The organism is Saccharothrix xinjiangensis (assembly GCF_039527585.1).
GTDB lineage: Bacteria > Actinomycetota > Actinomycetes > Mycobacteriales > Pseudonocardiaceae > Actinosynnema > Actinosynnema xinjiangensis.
The window spans coordinates 206,410-228,234 of sequence record NZ_BAAAKE010000012.1 but is presented as its reverse complement, the minus strand read 5'-3'; the positions used below and the strand labels follow the sequence as shown (position 1 = coordinate 228,234).

Below are 21,825 nucleotides of genomic sequence, written 5' to 3'. Positions count from 1 at the left end.
TCACCGGGCGAACCCGATCCATCTCCTCCGGCCTCACCCGACCAGAAGATCACACCGCCCACACATCCCATCACTCGACCTAACAAAGTCCTACTAGGCTGACCGCATGATCTTCTACACGGACGCGGAGAGCCGGACGCTGCGCACGGCTGTGTTCGGTGTGATGGTGCTGGTGTCCCACGCCGAGCCCGGTCCCGTGATCCAGGAGCGCTACGCGGGCCTGCGGGCCCTGACGAACCTCTCGCCGGAGCTGCGCGGCGTCCTCCACGCGTCCCGGTTCGACCTCTCGGCGGTCCCGGAGGCCGAGCTGGAGGGCCAGGTCCTGGACGCCCTCAGGCTGTCGGTGAAGGTCCTCGCCGCGAAGTCGCCCGCCGAGGCCGCCTCCTTCCCGGGCGCCGTGGAGGCGATCTGCCACGAGGTGGCCGAGGCCGACGGCCGGGTGGCCGAGGTGGAGGCCGCCGTGATCGCGAGGGTGCGGGCCGCGCTGGACGGCTGACGCGCCCGTCAGCCGCGCCGGTGGGCGAGGGCCGCGCCGAGCGCCACCGCCGCGCAGCCGGCGACCAGCGCGACCGCCGGCAGCGCGGTCGGGACGCCGAGGTGCACGGTGATGCCGAGGATCCGCGACAGGCCCCACGGCAGCAGGGCCAGCTGGTCGTTCCACGTGGTCAGGGCGCGCTCCAGGCCCACCACCGCCACCAGCGCGCCCAGCGCCGCGAGCGGCGTCCCGGCCGCGACCAGCACGCGCCCGAGCGCTCCCCGCCGCCCCAGGCCTCCGCGCAGCGCCGCGTACGCCGCGACGAGGACACCCAGGAACGCCGCGAACGCCGCGGTCACGTACACGGCCCGCGCGACCGGGTCGGTCCAGAACCCGAACCAGTACCACCCGGGCCCGCGCACCGCCAGCACCCCCAGCAGCAGCACCGAGCGCAGCAGCGCGACCGCGCCCACCGCCGCCGCGAGCCGCGACCGGAGCGCCCGACCCGCCGTCAGCCGCAGCACCACCGCGAACAGCAGCCACGCGCCCAGCGCCGGGACCAGGTGCGCCGGCGCGGCGAACCACGTGAGCACCGCGCGGGCGAGCCCGACCGCGACCGCCGGCACGGCCCACACCAGCACCCGGTCCACCCTCGACGCCCCGGCTCCCGGGGCTCCGGCTCCCGGCACCCCGGCTCCCGGCACCCCAGCCGACCGCCACGGCCGCACCAGCGCCCGCGCCCACGGCCTGCGCCACCCCAGGGCGAACGCGAGGACCAGGCCCAGCAGCACGCCGCGCGCCGCCCACGCCATCGCCTCGTCGCGGGCGGCCCGGTGCAGCCCCAGGTCGGCCGCGACGAGGTTGTAGGCGGGCAGCTCCAGGTCGTCGCCGTACGCGCGCAGGTGCCCGGCGCGCCGCACCCCGTACTCCGCCCTGGCGGCCCGCGCCGCGTCCCGCGCGCCCGTGTCGCCGGTGTCCAGCCACTGCGCGTGGCGCAGCGCCGCGGTCCGGTAGGCGGCCAGCACCCCGAACAGGTCGACCTGGTAGTCCAGGGCGGCGACGAACCGCTCGCGCAGCGCGGGGTCGCGCCAGCCGGCGGGGTCGGTGGCCCCGACCAGCTCGCGCATCCGGCGGGCCGTGCCGACCGCCGCCGCGCCCTCGGCGACCGCCTCGTCCACCCGGTCGCGGCCGACCGCGTAGACCGTGCCGAGCGTCGCGCTGTCGCCGGTCGGGATGTCCCACTCGAAGATCCACATCATGGGCGGGGGATCCAGGCCGAGCGCCCGCACCCGGTGTCGCGCGTACGGGCCGACGTACAGGCCCGTGGTGATCGCCTCCCGCGACAGGGCCAGCGCCTCGCACACCCCGCGCACGACGCCCGGGTCGTGGGAGAACGTGCGGCGCACCCAGTCGGCGGTGGCCCGCGCGGGGTCCTGGTCGGGGTCCCGCGCCAGCCGCCCGGTGACGTAGGAGTTGAGGTCGTAGAGCTGCCAGAACCCGGTCCTGAGGTCGAGCGAGCGGGGACCGGCCGCCAGCGGGCCGCCGCCCTGCCGCCACGTCCACACCCCTTCCAGGCGGGGGTTGGCGAGGAAGGCGCGCAGCGCGTGCCGGTGCAGCTCGCCGAGGTCGTCGGGCAGCGCGCCGAGGCCCTCGAACTCGCGGCGCGACTGGAACTCCGCGATCCGGCGGTGGTGCCCGGCCAGCAACGTGTCGTTGAGGGGCAGGTGGCTGTAGAAGTCGCCGAGGGCGTACTTGGTGGACACGACCAACCGGTCGTCGCGCAGCCCGCCCAGCACCTGCTCGTAGGCGTCGCGGCTGGTGTGCAGGTCGCCGACCGCGCCGATGCCGACGCTCCACGTGCGGAAGACGATCTCCCGGTCGTGCTCGGCCGCCGTGGCGAGGAAGGCCCGCAGCATCGCCCGCACCGCCTCGGGCGTGGTGACCGCGATCTCCGAGTGGTAGTCCCAGCCGGCGAACCGGTAGGCCGCGCCGCCCTCGCCGATCCGGATCATCATTCCGTCCACGTAGGACAGTTCCTCGAAGACCTCCGACAGTCCCGCCCGGTACACCCGCCACAGCCGCTCGTCCTCGGTGCGCAACCCGCCCACCTCGCGCTCCAGGTAGGACCGCAGCGGCGTCGACAGGGCGAGCATGTCCGTGGACAGGAAGACCTTCATGCCCATCTCGTGGGCGTACCGCCAGACCGGCCCGAACGCGTCGGCCATCGCCTCGGCCCGCGCCACGTGCGGGTCGCCGTCCGGGTGGACGCCGAGCCCGTCGAACGTGACGTACTCCAGGAAACCGGGCACGACGACCGCGTTGTACCCGTCGGCCAGCGCGTGGCGCACCAGCTCCCGGAACTGCCGGGCGATCCCGTCCACCGCCGCCCGGTCGACGTGAGGAGCCCCCGGCAGCACCGCGGACCCCACCACGTCGGAGTTCAACGAGTAGTCGTCGCCCCGGGCGAACCCCTCCGGGTCGTCGGGCAGGCCGACCGCGCCGAGGTCGGTCAGGCGCAACCCCAGCCGGGGCGCGACCACCCGCCCGTCGGCGACCACCTCGCGCCCGGTGCGGACGCGGTCGGCGATGTCGTACAACCCGGCCGCGATGCCGGCGGGGGTGCTGCCGACCACCACGGGCCCCGCGTCGACCCGGTACCCCTCGTCGGGCAGACCGGCCTCGGTCCGCACCCCGAGCTGCCCGGCGCCGCCCACGACCGGCCGGGGGAGCCCGCGCTCGACCAGGGCGTCCGCCACCGCCGTCGCGGCGAGCCGCAACCGGGGGACGTCGGGCACGCCGATCGACCCGATGCCCGGGGGCGGGGCGAGCGGACGCGCGGGAGCGGCGACCGGCCGCTCGACCGGGACGTCCGCCGGCCGCACCTCCAACCCCAGCGCGTCGCCCACCTGCCAGGCGACGACCCCGCCGAGCCCGAGCAGCACCAGCACCGCGACCACCACGCGCATCGGGCCATCGTCACACGGGTGGCGCGGGCCCCGGGGCACGTCGGTTCGGGGTCCGCGCGGCTCACCGCAGGACGCGGATCAGCGTCACCCCGTCCCGCAGCGGCAGCAGCACCTGCTCGAACGCCGGGTGCGCGGCCACCCGCGCGTTGAACTCCGCGACCGCCGCGCCCCGCGACGACCGCAGCGCCGCGTCGAGGTAGACCTCGCCCTGGAACAGGGTGTTGTCGACCACGACCACGGCGCCCGGCGCGAGCAGCCCGTTCCGGTGGGCCGCGTCGAGGTAATCCCAGTACTGGGTCTTGTCCGCATCGACGAACGCGAAGTCGAACACCTCGCCCGCGCCGGCCAGCCGCTCCAGGGTCGCCAGCGCGGGCCCCTCCGCCAGGGTGATCCGGTCGCACCCGGCGAACGCCTCGCGGGCGACCTCCGCCGCGCGCGGGTCGGCCTCGCAGGTCACCACGTGCCCGTCGGCGGGCAGCGCCTCGGCCATGGCCAGCGCCGAGTAGCCGGTGAACGTGCCGATCTCCAGCACCCGGCGCGCACCGGTCACGGCGACCAGGAACCGCAGCAGCTGCCCCTCCACGTGCCCCGACAGCATCTCCGGCTCCAGGGTCGCCACGGCGTCCCCGGAGCCCGCCCACACGTGCCCGGTGGTCCGCCGGTTCAGCGCCGCGAGCCGCTCGGACTCGGGCGTGGTCGCCGCCGACAGGTAGTCGTCCAGCCCGGAGGCCAGCGCGAGGGCCCGGTCCAGGCGCGCGGACGGCCGCTCGCGGCGCAGCAGCTCCAGTTCGCCCGCCAGGATCGACAGGGGGGTGACCGGCCGCATCACGTCCACCTCGCGTCGCGCAGGTACATGCCCAGCCCGCCGCCGCCGTCCGGGAACTCGCGGCACCGCGCCCGGTGCCGGTCCACCGCCTCGGCCAGCAGCGAGTCCTCGACCTCGGCCAGGTAGTCGCACCGGCCCAGCCCGCCGCGCGGCGCCACCGCCCACAGCGCCGAGCCGCCGCGCTTGCGCCGCACGGTCTCCTGCGCGACCTTCATCAGCTCCAGGTCCTCGATCACCGGGTGGTGCACGGCGAGGCCCAGGTCCCGGCACAACGCCAGCAGCGCGTCGCGGCCGTCCGTGTCCAGCCAGCCGACCAGGGTGGCCAGCGTCGCGGTCAGCGCCATCTCCACCGCCACCGCGTGACCGTGCAGCAGCCCGGCGACCGGTTCGAACTTCGTGCTCCAGGTGTGGCCGTAGGCGTGCGGGCGGTCCTGCCGCGTCTCGAACATGTTCGTGCCCTCGTGCCGCATGTACGCGTAGAGGGAGCGGAACAGCACCTCGTCGGCGACCGCCGCCAGCTCCGGGCCGCCGCCGGTGGTGGCGAACCGGGTGTCCAGCAGCGCTCGGCCGTGGCGCTGGAGCCGGCCGAACAGCTCCTCGTCGTCGACCGCGGCCATCTTCACGATCTCGGCCATGCCGTGCCGCAGGTGCTCGGGCGCCAGGGTGGCGAACAGCGCCCGGTCCACGAGGGTGAGCACCGGCGGGTGGTAGGCGCCCAGGGCGTTCTTCATGAGGGTGCCGTTGACGCACGTGCGCGGGGACGGCCCCGCGTCGACCGCCGACACGACGCTGGTCCCGATCATGACGTACGGGGTGCGCCGGTTGAGCAGGGCGCACGCCAGGCCGGCCGTGTCGGTGAGCACTCCGCCGCCGACGACCAGCACCGGCTCGTCGCGCGCGAGGTCGCAGCCGTCGCTGCCGAGGAACCCCGCCATGCGGCACACCGCGTCGAGGTTCTTGTCCTCCTCCAACGCCCGGCACACCATCGTTTCCAGCGGGATGTCGTGCGCGGCGAAGTAGGCCCGCAGCGCGCGGCCGTGGAGGCGGTCGACGGTGGCGTCCACGATGGCCACGCACCGCCCCGCCGGCCGGTACACCTCGGCCAGGTCGGGCGTCGCGGGGTCGAACACGCCGTCCACCAACCGCACCTCGCTGCGCAGGTCGAAGGTCGCGTCCACGGTCAGCGACCGCCGGCCGGAGCCGCACCGGATGCTCCCCGACCCGGAGTAGTGGGGGGAGGTGGCGTACTTGTCGACGTGCAAGGCCGTCATGGGATGCCCTTTCGGTGTCACACGAGCTTCCCGGTGGCCCAGTTGACGCGTTCCCACCGCTTGCGCGCCGCCAGGGCGCGCAGCACGAGCACGGGGAACTGCACGTGGTGCATCACCAGGAACGGCAGGGGGTCCCGCCAGTCGAACACGGCGTCCTTGCCGTGCCGGAGTTCGCGCAGCCACGCCCGCGACCGCCGTCGTCGCAGGGCCTGCCGCAGCCGGCCCAGCTCCGCGCCCAGCCAGTGCACCGGCGGCGAGCCGGGCAGCGGGCGGGCGACGCCTTCGGGCTCGGGGTCGAGGCAGGCCGCGGCCAGGTCCGGGCTGTCGTGGAAGGCCACCAGCGCCGAGTGGGGGCGGGGGTTGCACTCGATGGCGTAGGGCACGCCGTCCCGGCCGACGATGAAGTCGAAAGACACCTGGCCGTTGAGCCGGTGCGCGGCCACGAAGTCGTGCACCCACCACCAGATCCCGGGCACCTCGACGTGGTGGTAGTTCAGCTGGAGCGCCGAGGACGCGGAACACGTGTACGCGGTCACCCGGCCGTCGCGGCACGTCGCGTGCGCGCAGTACTCGTGCCCGGTGACGCGCCGCTGCAACACCCACGGCCGGTCCGGCCCGATCGCCAGGTCGGTCGGCGGCACCGCCCGGCCGGTCAGCACGACCAGCCGGTGGTCGGCGGCCATCGACGTCCACTCGGGCGGCTTGAGCACGTAGTCGCGGCCCGCGAGGTCGGCGTCGAACACCTGCCGCACGTCGGTGATCCGCCGCGTCTCCAGGTGCGGCAGCCCCGCGGCCCGCACCAGCTCGGCGAAGCTCGCCTTGTCGTTGAGCAGGTGGTGCATCCCGGGGTCGTTGGCCAGCACCGCGCAGTGCTCGGCCAGCACGGGGACGGCGTCGGAGGTCGGCTGGGCGCGCCCCGGTTCGTCGATGACCGGCACGACCACGTCCACGCCCTCGGCGCGGATCACCGCCACGAGGTCCCGCACGTAGCCGGTCGGGTCGGCGCCGGGGTCGGAGACCAGGTGGAACGCGCAGGCGGCGCGCGAGAAGCGCAGCGGCCCCCACCGGTGCCGGGGGGGTCGACACGGTGACCACGCGGTGGCCGGCCTCGTGGAACTTCCGGGCGAGCAGGAGGCTCTTGGTCATGTGCGTGCTGGTGACCAGCACCGTGGACCGGCCCCGGCACGCCCGCCGCGGCGCGACCAGGTGGGCCACGCCGCACACCACCGCTGTCACCGGCGCCGTGACGACCAGCACGACCAGCAGCGCGACACCGCGCGCAACCGGGAACGACGTCACCGGAACCACCTCCCCGCCCATGCCGCTCAGGGCTGCCCGGGAGGGTTCTCGGTAACCGCCGTGCCGGCCGGTTCACCTGGACGTGTCCGGTCGGCACGGCGTGGCGGTCACCGTCCGGGGTCGGGTCGAGGACCTCTGCGGTCCGCTCGAACCTCGATCACGCCCTCGCGGGTCGCGGGCGGGTCGACGGTGGTCCAACCGAGCGGTTCAGCCGAGCGGGCTCTCCTCCGCACCCGCCTCGGGGGCGGGCTCGGGGGTCGGCCGCGGGCGGTCGGTCGGGCCGGCGGTGTGCGCCTTCCAGTCCGCGCCCAACTTCGTGCGGCGGGGGTTGGCGACGGCTCGTCCGGCCTCGTTGTCGTGCATTGCTGCCTCCAGGTGCGAATTGCTCAGGCTCCCACATGTTTGCCGATGCTCAGTAACCACAAACGATGAAGTGCGTCACCTCCATCGCATCCTGTGATCAACAGCACGGGAACAGGGGTCCCCGGTCGCCTGTCACCCGGTCGCCTGTCACCCGGTCGCGTCACGCCGACGGCGACGTGGGCCGCACGCCCCGAACGGCGCCGCTCCCGGACTTACGCTCGGATCGGACAAAAGTCCGGTCAAAATCGACGAAAGTTCTGGACTTGCTGTCGCACGGCCCTTACGGTCGATCACGTTCGGTCAACCCCTGACCCCCTGTGATCGGAACCGTCTCCACCCGCCACCCGTGCGGACCCTGCAACCGTGCGACGACGACGTCGGACACGCGTGGTCGTCCCTGCCCTCCCCAGGAGCATGGATATGAGATGGACAGCGCGGCGGACGCGCACCCGGACCCTCGTCGCCCTGGCCGCGACCCTGCTGATCGGCGGCTCGGGAACGACCGCGACCGCGGACCCCCGGGTCGACGCCCCACCGCCCCAGGAACCCGGCGTGACGCTGCGGGTGTTCGACGTGCAGGTGCCGCTGGACCGGCTCTGCGCCCTCAAACCCGCCCAGACGCCCAACGTCGACAAGCTCATGCCGACCATCGACTGGACGACCACCGAGCACTTCGGGTTCGCCGACCGCTTCGTGGCCCAGGTGACCGGCAACCTCACCATCACCCAGGCGGGCGCCTACGCGTTCCGCCTGCTCAGCGACGACGGCTCGCGGCTGTCCCTCGACGGCCGGGTGGTCATCGACCACGACGGCCCGCACGGGCCGGACCCCAAGGACGGCACGGTCACCCTGTCCACCGGCTACCACCCCCTGCTGATCGAGCACTTCGAGCGCGACGGCGGGCAGCAGCTGACGCTCCAGTGGAAGCCGCCGGGCGCGACCGGCTTCTCGCTCGTGCCGAACTCGGCGCTCAGCACGGACGCCGGCGTCGTCCGGGTCACCGCGCCCGGCCGCAAGGACTGCGCGGCGGGCTCCGACACGCCCGGCGACGGCCTGCCGCTCAACGCCGTCCACCCCGACTACACCCTGACCAACCTGCGCCCCAACGGTTTCCAGCCCCGCGTCAGCGCGATGGACTGGCTGCCGGACGGCCGCCTGGTCATCGCCACGTGGGACGGCAAGAGCACCGACACCGGCGAGCTGTGGGTGCTCGGCAACGTCACCGGCGCCACCTCGCCCGACCGGGTCACCACCAAGCGCATCGCGACGAACCTGCGCGAGCCGATGGGCGTGAAGGTGCTCGACGGCCGCATCTACGTGTCGCAGAAGCACCAGCTGACCGAGCTGACCGACACCAACGGCGACGACGTCGTCGACCAGTCCCGCGCGGTCGCCTCGTGGCCGTACGGCGGCAACTTCCACGAGTTCGCGTTCGGCCTGCTCTACAAGGACGGCGCCTTCTACCTCAGCCTGTCCGTCGCGATCAACGAGGGCGGCGCGACCACCAACCCGCAGCCCGCCGCCAACCGCGGCACCACGGTGAAGGTCGACCGCGCCACCGGGCAGGTCAGCTACATCGCCGGCGGCCTGCGCACGCCCAACGGGATCGGCTGGGGCCCCGAGGGCGGCATGTTCGTCAACGACAACCAGGGCGGCTACCTGCCCGCGTCGAAGATGGTCCACGTCAAGCAGGGCCGGTTCTTCAACCACTACACCAACCCGGCCGGCCCGTTCGACGCGAACCCCGTCGCCGCGCCCGTGCTGTGGTTGCCGCAGAACGAGATCGCCAACTCGCCCAGCACGCCGGTCCAGCTCACCCAGGGCGTCTACGCCGGGCAGATGGTCTTCGGCGACGTCACCTACGGCGGCCTCCAGCGCGCGTTCCTGGAGAAGGTCAACGGCGAGTACCAGGGCGCGGTGTTCCGGATGACGCAGGGCCTCGAAGCGGGCGTCAACCGGCTCACCCTCGGCCCGGACGGGGCCCTCTACATCGGCGGCATCGGCGACGGCGGCAACTGGGGCCAGGACGGCAAGCTGCTCTACGGCCTCCAGAAGCTCGCGCCCAACGGCGGCCGGACGTTCGACGTGCTGGCGATGCGCGCCGTCGCGGGCGGGTTCGAGGTCGAGTACACCCAGCCGCTGTCGGCGGAGACCGCGGCCGGGCTGGCGGGCCGCTACCGCGCCCAGCAGTGGCGGTACGCGCCGGCGCCCTCGTACGGCGGGCCCAAGGTGGACCAGGAGAACCTCACCGTCACCTCGGCGACGCTGTCCGCGGACGGCCGCAAGGTCACGCTCAAGCTCGACGGCCTCAAGGCGGGCCGGGTGGTGCACCTGCGCTCGCCGCGCCCGTTCTCCTCGAACACCGGCGTGCCGCTGTGGAACACCGAGGCCTGGTACACGCTCAACAACCTCGTCGGCAGCGCGCCGTCGGCCACCCAGTCGTTCGAGGCGGAGAGCGCGGCCCTGTCCGGCGGCGCGGGGGTCAACACCGACCACACCGGCTTCTCCGGCGCGGGCTTCGTCGACGGCTACGGCACGGTGGGCGCGACCACCCGGTTCGCGGTGAACGCGACGGCGGCGGGCGCGCACAACGTGGGCCTGCGCTACAGCAACGGGCCGAACCCGTCCTCGGGGACGAAGACGATCAGCGTCTACGTCAACAACGTGAAGGTCAGGCAGGTCGCCCTGGCCGACACGGGCAACTGGGACACGTGGGCGACGCACACCGAGTCGTTGTCGCTGCGCGCGGGCGCGAACACCATCGCCTACAAGGTCGACAGCGGGGACGTCGGCCACGTCAACCTGGACGCCCTGACGGTCACGCCGGCGCAGCGCGTGGTGCTCTACAACGGCGGCGGCACGGAGCACTGGCGCAACGCCGACGGCAGCGCGCCCTCCTGGCCGGTCGCCAACGGCTCGATGGAGGCGCTGGGCGGCGACATCCGCAGCAGGCAGGTGTTCGGCGACTTCAAGCTGCACCTGGAGTTCTGGCTGCCGGACCTGCCGTCGAACGTGACCGGCCAGCAGCGCGCCAACAGCGGCGTGTACTTCCAGGACCGCTACGAGCTCCAGATCCTGGACAGCCACGGCAAGCAACCCCTGGCCGCCGACGACGCCGGCAGCATCTACCTGAAGAGGGCGGCGTCGCCCAACGCCGCCACCGCGCCGCGGACCTGGCAGACCTACGACGTCACCTTCCGCGCGGCGCGCTTCGACAGCGCGGGCGTGAAGACCGAGAACGCCCGCGTCACCGTGGTGTGGAACGGCGTCACCGTCCACCAGGACTTCGTCATCGACGGCCCGACCGGCGGCGGCGCGCCCGAAGGCCCGACCGCGGGTCCCCTGCGGCTCCAGGACCACGGCGATCCCGGCGAGAACGTCAGGTTCCGCAACATCTGGGTCGAACCGCTGACCTGACCGCGAACCCGGGTCGCCCGCTCCCCGGCGGGCGACCCGGGCCGGCAGGGACTTTCGGGAAGTCTTGCGGCCAAAAACCCGAAACAATTTCGTAGACGCTTGTGGCGCCGTCTCCGGCGCGGTTAGAACTGGTCGGCCGTCGACCAGCCCAGGGGGGATCGCTCATGCGCTCGACGAAATTCGTGGTGGCCGTGGTGACGGCGGCCGCTCTCGCCGCACCCGTCACGGCGACGGCACAGGCCGCGCCCGCCCAGGGCTCGCCGCCCCCGGGTTGGGCGCTCACCGGCTCGCGGCTGACGTGGACCGCGCCCGCGCCGATCCCGCCGGGCGGGGCCGCGGTCGAGTTCTGGGAGGGCGACCGGCTGCTGGGCGTGCCGCGCCCGTCCGCCGACCTGAGCACCCTCACCCTGGACGCGGTCGGGGTCGACGACGTCGACGGGCTCCAGGTGCGGGCGTCGGGCAGGCGGTTGGACGTCGAGGAACCCGCGCCCCCGTCGATCGCGGTGAACGCGACACCGCCCGCGCCGCTGTCCGCCGGGGAGGTGGACCCGGGCCGTCCCGGCCCGTTCGCCACGCGTGAGGGGGAGTACCGGCTCGACCCGATCGCGGTGCCGGGTTATGCGGTGCCGTTGGAAGTGGAGGCCGTGGTGGTCGCGCCGGTCGGCGCGCCGGGTCGGCGTCCGCTGGCGCTGTTCCTGCACGGCAGGCACATCACCTGCTACGACGGGGCCCAAGGGCTGCTGGAGTGGCCCTGCCCGGAGCCCGCCAAGCCGGTGCCGAGCCATCGCGGGTACCTCCAGGCGCAGCGGCTGCTCGCCTCCCAGGGCTATGTGACGGTGTCCGTGTCGGCCAATTCGGTCAACGCCCAGGACACGTTGGACGTCGATTCCGGTGCGGGTGCGAGGTCGGCGTTGGTGCGGGCCCACCTGGCGAGGTGGGCGGACTGGGCGGGCGCCGGTCGTGCCTCGGCCCCGGAGGTGGTCCGCGCGGCGCCGGTCGCCGACCTGGGCGAGGTGTTGCTGGTCGGGCACTCGCGGGGTGGTGAGGGTGTGAACCGGGCCGCGGTCGACAGCCTCTCCCCGCCGCCGGCGGGCAGCGGGTACGACGGGCCGGTGCGGTGGCGGGTCAGGGGCCAGTTGCTGATCGGGCCGACGATCTTCGGGCACAACCCGGCGCCGGACGTGCCGTCGGTGACGGTCCTGCCCGGCTGCGACGGTGACGTGGCCGATCTCCAGGGCCAGTTGTTCGTGGACGCGACGCGTGGTGTGAGCAGGGGGGCGGCGCTGCACAGCGCGTTGTACTTCGTGGGCGCGAACCACAACTACTTCAACACCGAGTGGACGCCGGGGCAGACCGAGGCGCCGGCGCAGGACGACTTCCGCTCCCCGCCCGAGGACCCGGTGTGCTCGCCGGGAACGGCCACCCGGCTGACCGCGGAGCAGCAGCAGACCGCGGGGGCGACCTACATCGCCGCGGCGGCGCGCCTGTTCGTCGCCGGTGACCGGCGGGTGCTGCCGCTGCTGGACGGCTCGGGCGTCCGCGCGCCGTCGGCCGATCCGGCACGGGTGCTGGCCCACGCCGTCGGCGGCGCGCGCTCCCCGTTCGTCGTCCCCGACGAGGCCACCGCGGCGAGCGGGTCCGCACGGGTGTGCGCGCAGGTCTCGGCCGACCCGGCCGCGGCGTGCGTCGACCCGGCCGTCACGCGCCAGTCGCCGCACTTCACCCGGTTCAACCGCCTGGTGCCGGAATCCGGTCGGTTCGCCGTGGCGCTGAACTGGACCGCGGCCGGGCAGGCCGCGACCGTGCGCCCCGGCGCGCCGGTGTCCCTCGCGGGCGCGCGGCACCTGGCGCTGCGGCTGATCGTGCCGCCGAACACCGCGGCCAACCGCTTCGACGTGGCCGTCACCGACGCGGCGGGCCGTCGCGCGCGACTGGGTTCGGTGGCGCTCGACGGGCTGCCCGCCACCGAGCGGCTGTCCGCGCGCTGGGCGCAGGAGGTCCGCGTGCCGCTGCCGTCGCGCGGGATCGACCTCCGCCGCGTCGCCGAGCTGGAACTCATGCCCCTGGGCGACTCCGGGCAGGCGTGGCTCGTCGACGCCCACGGCTGGTCGCCCGGCCTGCCGGACCCGCGCCCGGTCGCGCTGCCGCGCGTCGACGTGGGCGCGCTGACCGTCGAGGAGGGCGACTCCGGCACGCGGACCGTCCGGTTCCCGGTCTCGGTGACCGGCGACGGCGCGGGCTCGGTGCGGGTGCTCGTCCAGGACGAGGGCGGCGCCGGGTACACCGAGCGGCTGGTGGCGATCGAGCCGGGTCAGCGCGAGGTCGAGGTGCCGGTGCAGGTCACCGGCAACACCCGGTGGAGCTTCGACGCGAAGCGCGCGGTGCTGGCCAAGGCCGCGCGGGGCGTGGTCGTCGGCCGCTACGCGAACAGGCTGACGGTGCCGAACGACGACCCGCTGCCGACCTTCACCGCCACCCCGGTCACCGACGTGGTCCCCGAGGGCGGCGTCCTGACCTGGCGGGTGACGCTGTCCGCCGCGGCCGACTCGAACGTCACGATCCAGGGCCGGCCGGTCGCCCCGGGAGGGGTGGAGCTGTCCACCACGGACGTCGACGAGACGTGGTTCCGCCAGCGCGTCTACGAGGACCCGCTGCCCTCGCGGCCGTTGTCGACCACCGGGTTGCAGGTGGGGGCCTACTTCCGGCCCGGTGAGCTGACCAAGGAGGTGTTCGTGCAGACGGTGGTCGACGCGGAGGCCGAACCGGCCGAGCGGGTCCGCTTCCACCTCGCGAACCTGACACCGGGCACCGCCGGCGCGGAGGTCTCCGGCGAGGTCACCGACAGCGGGTCGACTCGCTGAACCGGCGCGGTCACCGCCCCGGCTACGTGACCGGCCCGTCGGGGCGGCGTCGGGCGAGGTGCGCCGGCACGCCCAGCGCCAGGAGCGCCACGAGCAGCGGCGGGCAGCGGAGCAGGACCTCGTCCACCGGGGTCGTCGGCGGGGGCAGCACCCAGTGCGCCAGGGCGAAGGCCGTCAGGGTGGTCACGACCGGCAGCAGGAGGAGCAGCGCGGCGCGGCGGCCGGTGCGGGAACCGCGGCCGCACGCCGCGACGGCTCCGGCGACCAGCACCGCGAACCCCACGAGCCCGCCGACCAGCACCCCCAGCACCCCCGCCGCGACGACCGTCGCGATCAGGGCGGGCACCGCGCGGCGGGGCAGCAGCTCCCGCGCCCGGTCCGGTCCGGGCGACCAGGTCAGCGCCGCGGCGGTGAGCGCGCCGAGCAGTTCCCAGCCGGTGTTCACGCCGGTGCCCCAGACCTGGCCCGGGAGGCCCACCTCCAGCAGCAGGAAACCGGCGGTCGCCGCCCACGCGCCCGCGGCGGCGACCCGGCGCAGCCCCGTGAACAGCGTCAGCACGGCCACGACCGCCCAGAGGACCCACACCGGCGCGTCCGGGAACTGGGTCGACCACGGCATGTCGCCCAGCGCGTCGGCCTTGATCCACCAAGCGATCTCGTGCAGGCCGGTCGTGGCGCCGGTCAGGAGCACCAGGGGACCGAGCAGGCCCACGACGGCCAGCACGTCGCGGAGCCGGACGCCGCCGTCGAGCGCGGCCACGCGGCGCGCGTGCAGCCGCGCCGCGCCCCACAGCACGTCCGCCGACGCGCGCGGGCCGGGCCTGGTCCGACCCTCCGACCCGGCCAGCAGGACGCCGAGCATCTCCTCGCCGTTGCGCTCGCGGTGGTCGCGCGGGTAGAGCGCCAGCAGCCGGCGGTAGCGGCGCTCCAGCCCCGTCACGCCACACCTCCCGCCGGCCGCGCCCGCAGGCGCCGCGCCGCCGCCCGCGAGCGGGCCCGCAACCTGACCACCTCGGACTCCAGCCTGGCCGCCCCCCGGTCGGTCAGCCTGTAGTAGCGGCGCAGCCTGCCCTCCACGACCTCCTCCCGGTCCACCGCCACCCACCCGTCGGCGGACAGCCGGTCGAGAGCGGTGTACAGGGTGCCGGCGCGCAGCCTCACCTGGCCGTCGGAGATCGACTCGACGTCCTGGAGGATGCCGTAGCCGTGCTGCGGCCGGGCGGCCAGCGCCGTGAGGATCAGGAACGTCGGTTCCCGCATCGCGGCATTGGTCATGTGACCGGTATATACCGGTCAACTGACTATGGCAAGCGAACCGCGTCGGCCTGCTCCCGGTGCGGGGCGCCACCTCCTGGGATCCGGGTCGTGGAACTGCGCCGGCTCCGGCACTTCGTCGCGGTCGCCGACGAGTTCGCCCGCGACACCGGCACCCGCGTGGTGCGCATCCACAACGGCGCGATCACGGGACCGGAGTTCTTCGACCACGTGCTGGCGTGCGCCACCCCGGTGCTCAACTCGCCCAAGGGGCAGACCACGCCGCTGCCGCCGGACCTCGTCCACCGGCCGGTGATCGCGCCGGAGGTGGTGTGGGCGTGGTCGCTCGTCCGCCGCGACGACGAGGTCCGCGCCTCCGTGCCGGCCGTCGCCGAAGCCCTCGCGCGCGACGTCGGGGACCTCGGCCCGCGCGCACGATCGAGGAGCAGGTCCACTCCTCCCCGAAAGCGGGTGTTCGACATGACCACTCGGCAGGTGGCGATCATCACGGGCGCGTCCCAGGGCATCGGCGCGGCCCTCGTCCCGGCCTACCGGGAGCTCGGCTTCCCGGTCGTGGCGACGGACGCGGGCGACCCCGAACGCGTGGCCGCGAACTCCACCGCCGACGCGGTCTTCCGGGGCCTGCGGCCCCACGGCGTGGGCCGGGTGGCGGTGGCCGACTACCACCGCGCCCAGCCACCCGGGCTCGGGGCGGAGTGCGAGGTCCTGGAGACCCGGCGACTCGCCGACGGACTGGTGCTCGGCTACTCGGAGGTGGAGTTCACCTTCGCCGACCGGCCGGCGCTGCGCGTGTTCCTGGGCGTGCTCGTGCGGGACGGCCTGATCAGCCACTACCAGGTGTCCAGGGTCGACTGGGGCGGTCGGGCCCGACCGAGGCGGTCCGGGCTCGGTCGAGGCGGTCCGGGACGGCCCGGCGGCCCCCGGGAAGGGGCGCCGCCGGGCCCGGGATCAGCGCCGGCGCTGCTTGCCGGCGCGGGCGGAGTCGGTGCAGACCTCGCCCACGTCCACGGTCTCGCCCCGGTCGACGAACACGTCGGTCAGGCCGACCAGCCGGCCCTGCCGGTCGGTGCAGGTGAGCGTGTAGGCCTCCTCCACCCCGTAGGTCGGCGGCACCGGCGAGGAGAACTCCACCCGGCCCGCGGCCCAGTCGTCGGGGTTGGCCGGGTCGACCTGGTCGTAGTTCACCAGGACCGCGGTGTACTCGCCGGCGGGCGGGTCGAGCAGGGTGGCCACCTCGGAGTTCGTGCCGCCGCTGGCCGACTGCGCGACCACCTGGCCCGCGGCGTCCATGACGAAGAGGTCCCAGTCGGTGCTGGTGGACGTCCACGAGACCGACACGTCGAACCGGCCGTTGTCCGCGGCGGGCAGGGCCCGCACGGTGAACGGGATGCGCTCGGCCACCGGGTTGCCGGGGAACGTGGTGTTCTCCGCGGGCACGCCGGGCGGGTTCGCCAGCGGGATCGCGGCCTGCGGCGGCGCCTGCGGGTCGCGGCCGTACCGGCCCGCCACGTACGGGCGCGTCGAGGGGTTGACCGCCCACGTGAACCGGCCGCCGGTCGACGAGTACGTCGACTCGACCGCGTCGGTGACCTGGATCGGCGGCGCGGTGGAGCCGTCCGGTTGGCGCACCGGCGAGGTCGGCGTCCGGAAGGTCTTGTGCACCTTCAGCCGGTGGCCCTCGGGCGCGACGCCGACCAGCGTCGAGTGCGCGGCCGGGTCGGCGGCGTTGGCCAGCATGTCCAGGAACGCGGCCCGGTTGCCGCCCTTGCCCGCGCCCGCCGCCGGCGCCGCGCCGACGTACTCGGCGACGACCGCGTCCTCGTACGGCGGGTGGAAGCCGCCGGGGTTGATCTCGAAGGTGAACCCGAAGCCGCCGGTGGCCCAGTACGACCAGTCCTCGGTGGTGCCGGTCGTGTCGTACAGGCCCCACGACGGGATGCTGTCGTAGCCGTTGCGCGAGGCCATCCGGTCGCCCAGCGCCTTGACCACCGGCTCCTCCAGCGGCGCGCGCACCGAGGCCACGCCCGGCGGGCGCAGCACCAGGTTGCCGTAGGTGTGCAGCGTGATCAGGTTGGTGACCGCGCGCCGGGAGACCAGTTCGCGGATGTTGCGGGTCTCCGGCTCGGAGAACGGCGCCGAGCCGCGGAACGTCTCGCTGCTCCAGGTCACGCCCGCGCCCGCGCCGCCCCAGAAGCCGGCGTAGTTGCGGTTCGGGTCGGTGCCGCGCACGGCGCCGCCGGGGTTGGCCTTGCAGACACCGGTGCGCAGCTGCGGCGGCGAGTCGTCCGCGCGGCAGTTCTTGCGCTTCATCTCGTAGTCGAACCGGGTGAAGTCGCCGTTCGGCTCGGCCTCGCGGGAGATGGAGAAGCCGTCCGGGTTCACGATCGGCACCACGACGTTGCGCGTCCTCGCGACCAGCGACCGGATCGAGTTGTCCCGGTGGTAGCCGTTGACCAGCTCGTGCGCCCACTCGATCGCGTGCTCGCCCGCCGGCCACTCGCGGGCGTGGTGCACGCCCATCAGCAGGTTCACGGCCTTGCCGTCGGCGGCGTTGTCGACGTCCTTCGCGATCTCGACCGCCACCACGTCCCGGCCCTCGGGGGTCGGCTCGGCCAGCGTGAACGCCCGGACCAGCCGCGGGTTGCCCCGGGCCAGCTCCTTCAGCTCGTGCTCGTACTCGTAGAGGTGCCGGTAGGAGGTCCGCCCGGAGGGCAGGCCCGACGCGCGGCCCCGGGAGGCGTACGCCCGGTCCCGCGCGGCGTCCTCCCGCGACGTCCGGGACAGGTCGGCGTCCACCGTCGCGTACTCCAACCCGCTGCCGCGCAGGGTCTCGCGGTCCGCGTCGCCGGCGAGCACGACCTCGACGCCGGTCGCGTCGCCCTTCTCGGTGAGGTCCAGGTCGAGGCCGAGCAGGGTGCCCTTGTCCTCCGGCCGCGGCGTCTCCACGCGCACGACCTCGGCGCGCTCGGCGGCGGTCGGCGTGCCCCGCGGGGTCAGGGCGAGGAAGTCGACGCCCAGCGTGGCCGTGCGAGCGGGCCCGCCGTACCGGCAGGCCTGCACGACGAGCCGCTGGTCCTTCGTCACGAAGCTCTCGGCCAGCTCGCGGCTGCGCAGCGCGGAGGAGGCCGCCACGACCCCGCCGGTGCCCTCGTCGAACACGGCGAGGTCCCAGTCGCCCTCGCGGCCCTCGCCCGGGGCCAGGCGCGCCTGCACCAGGCCGTCGACGGGGGAGGCGACCTCGCGCCGGTCCACCCCGGCCGTGCCGGGTGGCAGCAGGGCGTCGTGGCACGCCCTCGCCGCGGCGCGGTCGGCCCGCACCACCCGGTCCTGCGCGGTCGCCGCGGGCGCCGAGACCCCGGCGAACGCGAGCCCGACCACCCCCGCCACGACCGCCGCCCGCACCACCGGGGTGGATCTGTGCCTGGAACTCATCGCCTTGCTCCGTTCGATCGTCCCACCAGGCGACCGACGCTAGAGGGTCGACCCGCTCCCGACCACGGCCGGAAGTAGGCCGGATGCAGGACGTGACCGGGGTGACCCCCGGTGTGCCGGCTTCCGGGAGATGCGCGGAAATCCCCAGGGCGGTCGTGCGGCGGTCGCGTCCCAGGCGTTCAGGGCGCTCGTCCGCGCGGTGGCGTTCTCCCTCGCCGGATCGGCCGCGGTCGCCCACGCGGACACCTCGGCGACCGGCGCGCCGGCCCACTCCCAGGTTCACGCGCCGGCCCACTCGCAGGCCCAGCGGCACCACGAGTGCGCGACCCCGTCGATCGACCGGTTCCAGCAGTGGCCCGCCTCCGGCGAGGGCGCCACCGCGCCTCCCACCGGCTGCACCGGTACCCGCACGAGCCGACCAGGCGGACTTCACCGCCCTCGACCCGGGCCCTGAGCCTTCACCCTTTCGCCGGTTCACCCTTTCGGTGCAGTCGGCAGGCAAAACACATGCGCATGTCCTAATATGTAATTGCGCTCCGTGACGAGCGCCAGGACGTCGAGGTTGTTCGGACGGCCTCGACGACGACCGAAAGGCGGATCGACCGATGACCACCGCACACCTGGAGCACACCGACCACGGCCACGTGCACGGCGAGGGCTGCGGCCACGTCGCCGTCCAGCACACCGACCACGTCGACTACGCGCACGACGGCCACCTGCACCGCGAGCACGACGGCCACTTCGACGAGTGCGAGCCGGCCGGTCACGGCGCCCACGACGGCCACGACGGCCACACCCACGGCGAGGGCTGCGGCCACGTCGCCGTCCAGCACGGCGACCACGTGGACTACGCGCACGACGGCCACCGCCACGCCGCGCACGGCGAGCACTACGACGAGCACTGACCCGCGAGGGCGGTCAGGGCGCTTCCGCGCTTTCCGGGGTTCGCGCGGGCGGCTGCCCGCGCAGCGCCCGGATCTTCCTCCGGACGCGCCACAACGCGGTGGTCGTGCCGAGGAACAGCACCAGGGCCGCCAGGGCGGTCCAGGGGACGGCCCACACGGACGTGCCGGCGGTCGCGGGTTCCACCGCGCCGCCGAGGGACTGCGCCGCCGAGGCGACCGGCTCGGCCTCCACCCGGACGTCGAGCGGGCCGAGCGGCCACACGCCGGCGAGGGTCTGGGTGAGCGTCACGGCGTTGCCCGGCAGCAGTTCCGGCAGCACCTCGCCGGTGGTCGAGCGCCCGCCGAGGCCGAACAGGCCGCTCACCCGGGCGGACGGGCGCAGGGCCAGGCGCAGGTTGCCCTCGTTGACCACCGTGTAGGTGACGTCGACCTCCCCGGCGCCCGCGGGGTTCGAGGTGCCCCGGTAGACCGCCGTCAGCGAGTCGATCCGCGCGGAGGCGCTGATCGGGCCGGCCACCCGGGCGTAGAGCCTGCTGCCCACGCGGCGCTCCACCTCGACCGGCGTGTCGCCCCCGGCGGTCAGCGCGGCGACCAACCCGCCGACGTGGTCGCCGGGTTCGGCGTCGGCCGGGACGGTGACGCTGAAGGGCACGACGGCCGTCTCGCGGGCGGGGACGACGACCCGGGGTGAGGAGACGGCGACCCAGTTCCCCACCACCGTGGACGCCTCGTCGCGGGCGAGCAGGTCGAAGCCGCCCGTGCCGGTGTTGACCGCGTCGCCCGCGTACAGGTCCAGGGTCAGCTCGGCCTCGCCGAGGTTGCGCACGGCGAGGTGGTCGTCGTACCGCATCCCGGGTTCCACCACGTAGTCGAACCGGGTCCGGCCGTCGGGGCCGGAGGCCGAGGCCGGGGCGACCGACCACGTCTGCCGGGCGTCGTCGTCGGCGGGTTGCGCCGCGGCCTGCGGCACGGGCAGCAGGGTGACGGCGACGAGGGCCGCCCAGAAGAGGCGTGCACCGGTGAGGCGTGCACCGAAGAGGCGTGCACCGGTGAGGCGGACCGCGGCCACCAGGGTTCTCACGTGCGCTCCAGCGGGAAAAGGGCGGTGCGGGTCCGCTCCCGGGGGAGCGGACCCGCACCGGGGTCGGATCAGATGGCGGTGAGGATGAGCATGGCCCGGTAGGTGCCCGGCGCCAGGTCGGCGGGGGCTTCCAGGTTCAGCTCCGCGCCGAGCTGGGCGGTGCCGCGCCCGGCGCCGGCCGCCGCGGCCCCCAGCTGCGACCAGGTGGCCAGGCCGTTGCCGGCGGTGAAGCCGGGGTCGACCCGCGGGCCGGCTGTCACGGTCTGGTTGGCCGAGGCGGACACCACGGTGGGCGTCCAGCCCAGGTACTTGCCGCCGAGCTGCTGCCCGTCGACGGTGGTGAAGGCCCGCACCCGGCCGGAGGCGTTCCAGCCGGGGTTGCCGGCCCTGGTGTCGGTGACCGTGATCGGCTTGAGCGCGCCGGCGGCGGTGTGGCGGTCGGCGGCCGGGTTGAGCGCGAGCGCGCCCAGGTCGACCTCCCGGTTCTCCGGCGCGACGCTGACCACGAGCGCGCCCTCCTGCTCGGACAGCGTCGTGGTGATGGTCGGGCCGTTGACCGGGTCGTTGCCGTGGTCGTCCACGTCGACGACGACGGGCGCGGACTCGGCGATCACCTGGTGGTCGTGGTTGTAGAGCACGGCCTTGAGCTCGCGGTCGTCGTCCGAGGTGCGGACGACGAACCCGTACTTGGCGGTGTAGGCCTCCGGCACGAACGACCACTCGGTCTCACCCGCGGCGCGGGTGAACCAGTGGTAGTGCTCCTCGCCGGTGTCCGGGGTCTGCACCGCGGTCAGGGCCGCGACGCCGCCGGCGTGGTAGTGCGCGGCCAGCCCGGTGACGGTGAGCTGCGTGGCCGGGACGCCGGGGTCGGTGCCCGGGTCCTGCGGCAGCTCCTCGCCGACGAAGAACGTGTAGACCGCGGCCGGCAGCTCCGTCGTGGCGCCACCGGGCGGCGTCACCGAGGCGCGCACGGTCAGTCGGTACTCGCCCTGCTCGGTGAAGCCCCAGTTGACGTGCTCGTGGTCGGCCACGCTGGTGAACGACCCCGGCCCGCCCTCGGCGGAGGCGAGGAAGACGTTCGGGCCGTCCTCGGTGTTCTGCCACAGCGCGAACGCGCCGGGCCCCTCCACCGAGTCGAGGGTGTAGGTCACCGAGGTGCCCTCGGCGACGGCGGAGCCCTGGCCGAAGCCCGCGAACACCTGGCCGGCCTGGGAGGTCTGCGGCAGCAGGTAGTAGGTCCCGCCCTGCGGCTTCCAGCCGGGCAGGCCGGCGACGGTCGCGCTGACCGTGCGCGAGGCCACCGACGGCTTGGCCTGGATCACGAGGTCCTCGGGCGCGACGTTGCCGGCGGCGGTGTGCGCCGTCAGCACGTGCGCGGAGTCCACGACGTCGATGTAGAACACGTCGGCGTGGCCTTCGGACACGACCTGCTTGTCGGCGTAGGCGGACTCGGCGTGGGCGGTCCCGGTGAGGCCGCCCAGGGTGAGGCCGAGGGCGGTGAGCGACGCCACCGCGGCGGCGTGCCGCCCCGTCCGGCGTCTGGTCCTGCGGTCTTGCGCTGCGTTCAAGGTCGTTCCTCGGTTTCGGCCGGGCGGGGTGGGCCCGGCGAGGTGGGGGTGGTGCGCGTGCGCACCGAAGGAGAGGTGGCTCCTTT

15 protein-coding genes are annotated in these 21,825 nt (G+C 74.6%); 4 read left to right on the top strand and 11 right to left on the bottom strand.

Features of this window, described 5'->3' with window-relative positions; genetic code table 11:
- Nucleotides 1-106: 106 nt before the first annotated feature.
- Nucleotides 107-496, top strand: coding sequence for a hypothetical protein (locus ABD223_RS24305; RefSeq protein WP_344038735.1), 390 nt, complete (start codon nucleotides 107-109; stop codon nucleotides 494-496).
- 8 nt (nucleotides 497-504) lie between these two features.
- On the opposite strand, the gene ABD223_RS24300 is transcribed toward ABD223_RS24305, so the two are convergent.
- From ABD223_RS24300 to ABD223_RS24280, 5 genes are all read right to left on the bottom strand, one after another.
- Nucleotides 505-3,441, bottom strand: a complete 2,937-nt coding sequence (locus tag ABD223_RS24300; RefSeq protein ID WP_344038734.1) for a hypothetical protein — start codon at nucleotides 3,439-3,441, stop codon at nucleotides 505-507.
- 61 nt (nucleotides 3,442-3,502) lie between these two features.
- Nucleotides 3,503-4,267, bottom strand: coding sequence for an O-methyltransferase (locus tag ABD223_RS24295; protein WP_344038733.1), 765 nt, complete (start codon nucleotides 4,265-4,267; stop codon nucleotides 3,503-3,505).
- Nucleotides 4,267-5,538, bottom strand: coding sequence for a 3-dehydroquinate synthase family protein (locus ABD223_RS24290; RefSeq protein ID WP_344038732.1), 1,272 nt, complete (start codon nucleotides 5,536-5,538; stop codon nucleotides 4,267-4,269). The genes ABD223_RS24295 and ABD223_RS24290 overlap by 1 nt, the downstream gene beginning before the upstream one ends.
- A gap of 17 nt (nucleotides 5,539-5,555) precedes the next feature.
- Complete coding sequence (locus tag ABD223_RS24285) at nucleotides 5,556-6,524, bottom strand: ATP-grasp domain-containing protein (protein ID WP_344038731.1); 969 nt, start codon at nucleotides 6,522-6,524, stop codon at nucleotides 5,556-5,558.
- A gap of 520 nt (nucleotides 6,525-7,044) precedes the next feature.
- Complete coding sequence (locus ABD223_RS24280; RefSeq protein ID WP_344038730.1) at nucleotides 7,045-7,200, bottom strand: hypothetical protein; 156 nt, start codon at nucleotides 7,198-7,200, stop codon at nucleotides 7,045-7,047.
- A gap of 420 nt (nucleotides 7,201-7,620) precedes the next feature.
- Between ABD223_RS24280 and ABD223_RS24275 the strand changes: the two genes are divergently transcribed.
- Nucleotides 7,621-10,617 carry a 3-keto-alpha-glucoside-1,2-lyase-like domain-containing protein gene (locus tag ABD223_RS24275; RefSeq protein WP_344038729.1) on the top strand — a complete coding sequence of 999 codons (2,997 nt, stop codon included), beginning with the start codon at nucleotides 7,621-7,623 and terminating at the stop codon, nucleotides 10,615-10,617.
- A gap of 164 nt (nucleotides 10,618-10,781) precedes the next feature.
- Nucleotides 10,782-13,478: a hypothetical protein gene (locus ABD223_RS24270; protein ID WP_344038727.1), complete on the top strand. Its 2,697-nt coding sequence runs from the start codon at nucleotides 10,782-10,784 to the stop codon at nucleotides 13,476-13,478.
- Between the two features lie 22 nt (nucleotides 13,479-13,500).
- Here ABD223_RS24270 and ABD223_RS24265 read toward each other — a convergent pair whose 3' ends face one another.
- The 4 genes from ABD223_RS24265 to ABD223_RS24250 all read right to left on the bottom strand — a co-directional run bounded on the left by ABD223_RS24265 (nucleotide 13,501) and on the right by ABD223_RS24250 (nucleotide 18,185).
- Nucleotides 13,501-14,418 carry a hypothetical protein gene (locus tag ABD223_RS24265; protein WP_344038726.1) on the bottom strand — a complete coding sequence of 306 codons (918 nt, stop codon included), beginning with the start codon at nucleotides 14,416-14,418 and terminating at the stop codon, nucleotides 13,501-13,503.
- Complete coding sequence (locus ABD223_RS24260) at nucleotides 14,415-14,753, bottom strand: PadR family transcriptional regulator (RefSeq protein WP_344038725.1); 339 nt, start codon at nucleotides 14,751-14,753, stop codon at nucleotides 14,415-14,417. Before ABD223_RS24260 ends, ABD223_RS24265 begins: the two co-directional genes overlap by 4 nt.
- A gap of 26 nt (nucleotides 14,754-14,779) precedes the next feature.
- A complete protein-coding gene (locus ABD223_RS24255) occupies nucleotides 14,780-15,187 on the bottom strand; it encodes a hypothetical protein (RefSeq protein ID WP_344038724.1) in 408 nt (135 codons plus the stop codon).
- Between the two features lie 514 nt (nucleotides 15,188-15,701).
- Nucleotides 15,702-18,185 carry a M14 family zinc carboxypeptidase gene (locus tag ABD223_RS24250; RefSeq protein ID WP_344038723.1) on the bottom strand — a complete coding sequence of 828 codons (2,484 nt, stop codon included), beginning with the start codon at nucleotides 18,183-18,185 and terminating at the stop codon, nucleotides 15,702-15,704.
- Nucleotides 18,186-18,790: 605 nt separating this feature from the next.
- Here ABD223_RS24250 and ABD223_RS24240 point away from each other — a divergent pair.
- Complete coding sequence (locus tag ABD223_RS24240; RefSeq protein ID WP_344038721.1) at nucleotides 18,791-19,090, top strand: hypothetical protein; 300 nt, start codon at nucleotides 18,791-18,793, stop codon at nucleotides 19,088-19,090.
- A 13-nt stretch (nucleotides 19,091-19,103) separates the two neighbouring features.
- Here the strand turns inward: ABD223_RS24240 and ABD223_RS24235 are convergent, their stop codons facing one another.
- Nucleotides 19,104-20,171 (bottom strand): WxL protein peptidoglycan domain-containing protein, encoded by a 1,068-nt coding sequence (locus ABD223_RS24235; protein WP_344038720.1) that lies wholly within the window; start codon nucleotides 20,169-20,171, stop codon nucleotides 19,104-19,106.
- Between the two features lie 68 nt (nucleotides 20,172-20,239).
- Entirely contained in the window at nucleotides 20,240-21,739 is a 1,500-nt protein-coding gene (locus ABD223_RS24230; protein ID WP_344038719.1) for a choice-of-anchor M domain-containing protein, read from the bottom strand.
- Nucleotides 21,740-21,825 lie beyond the last annotated feature (86 nt).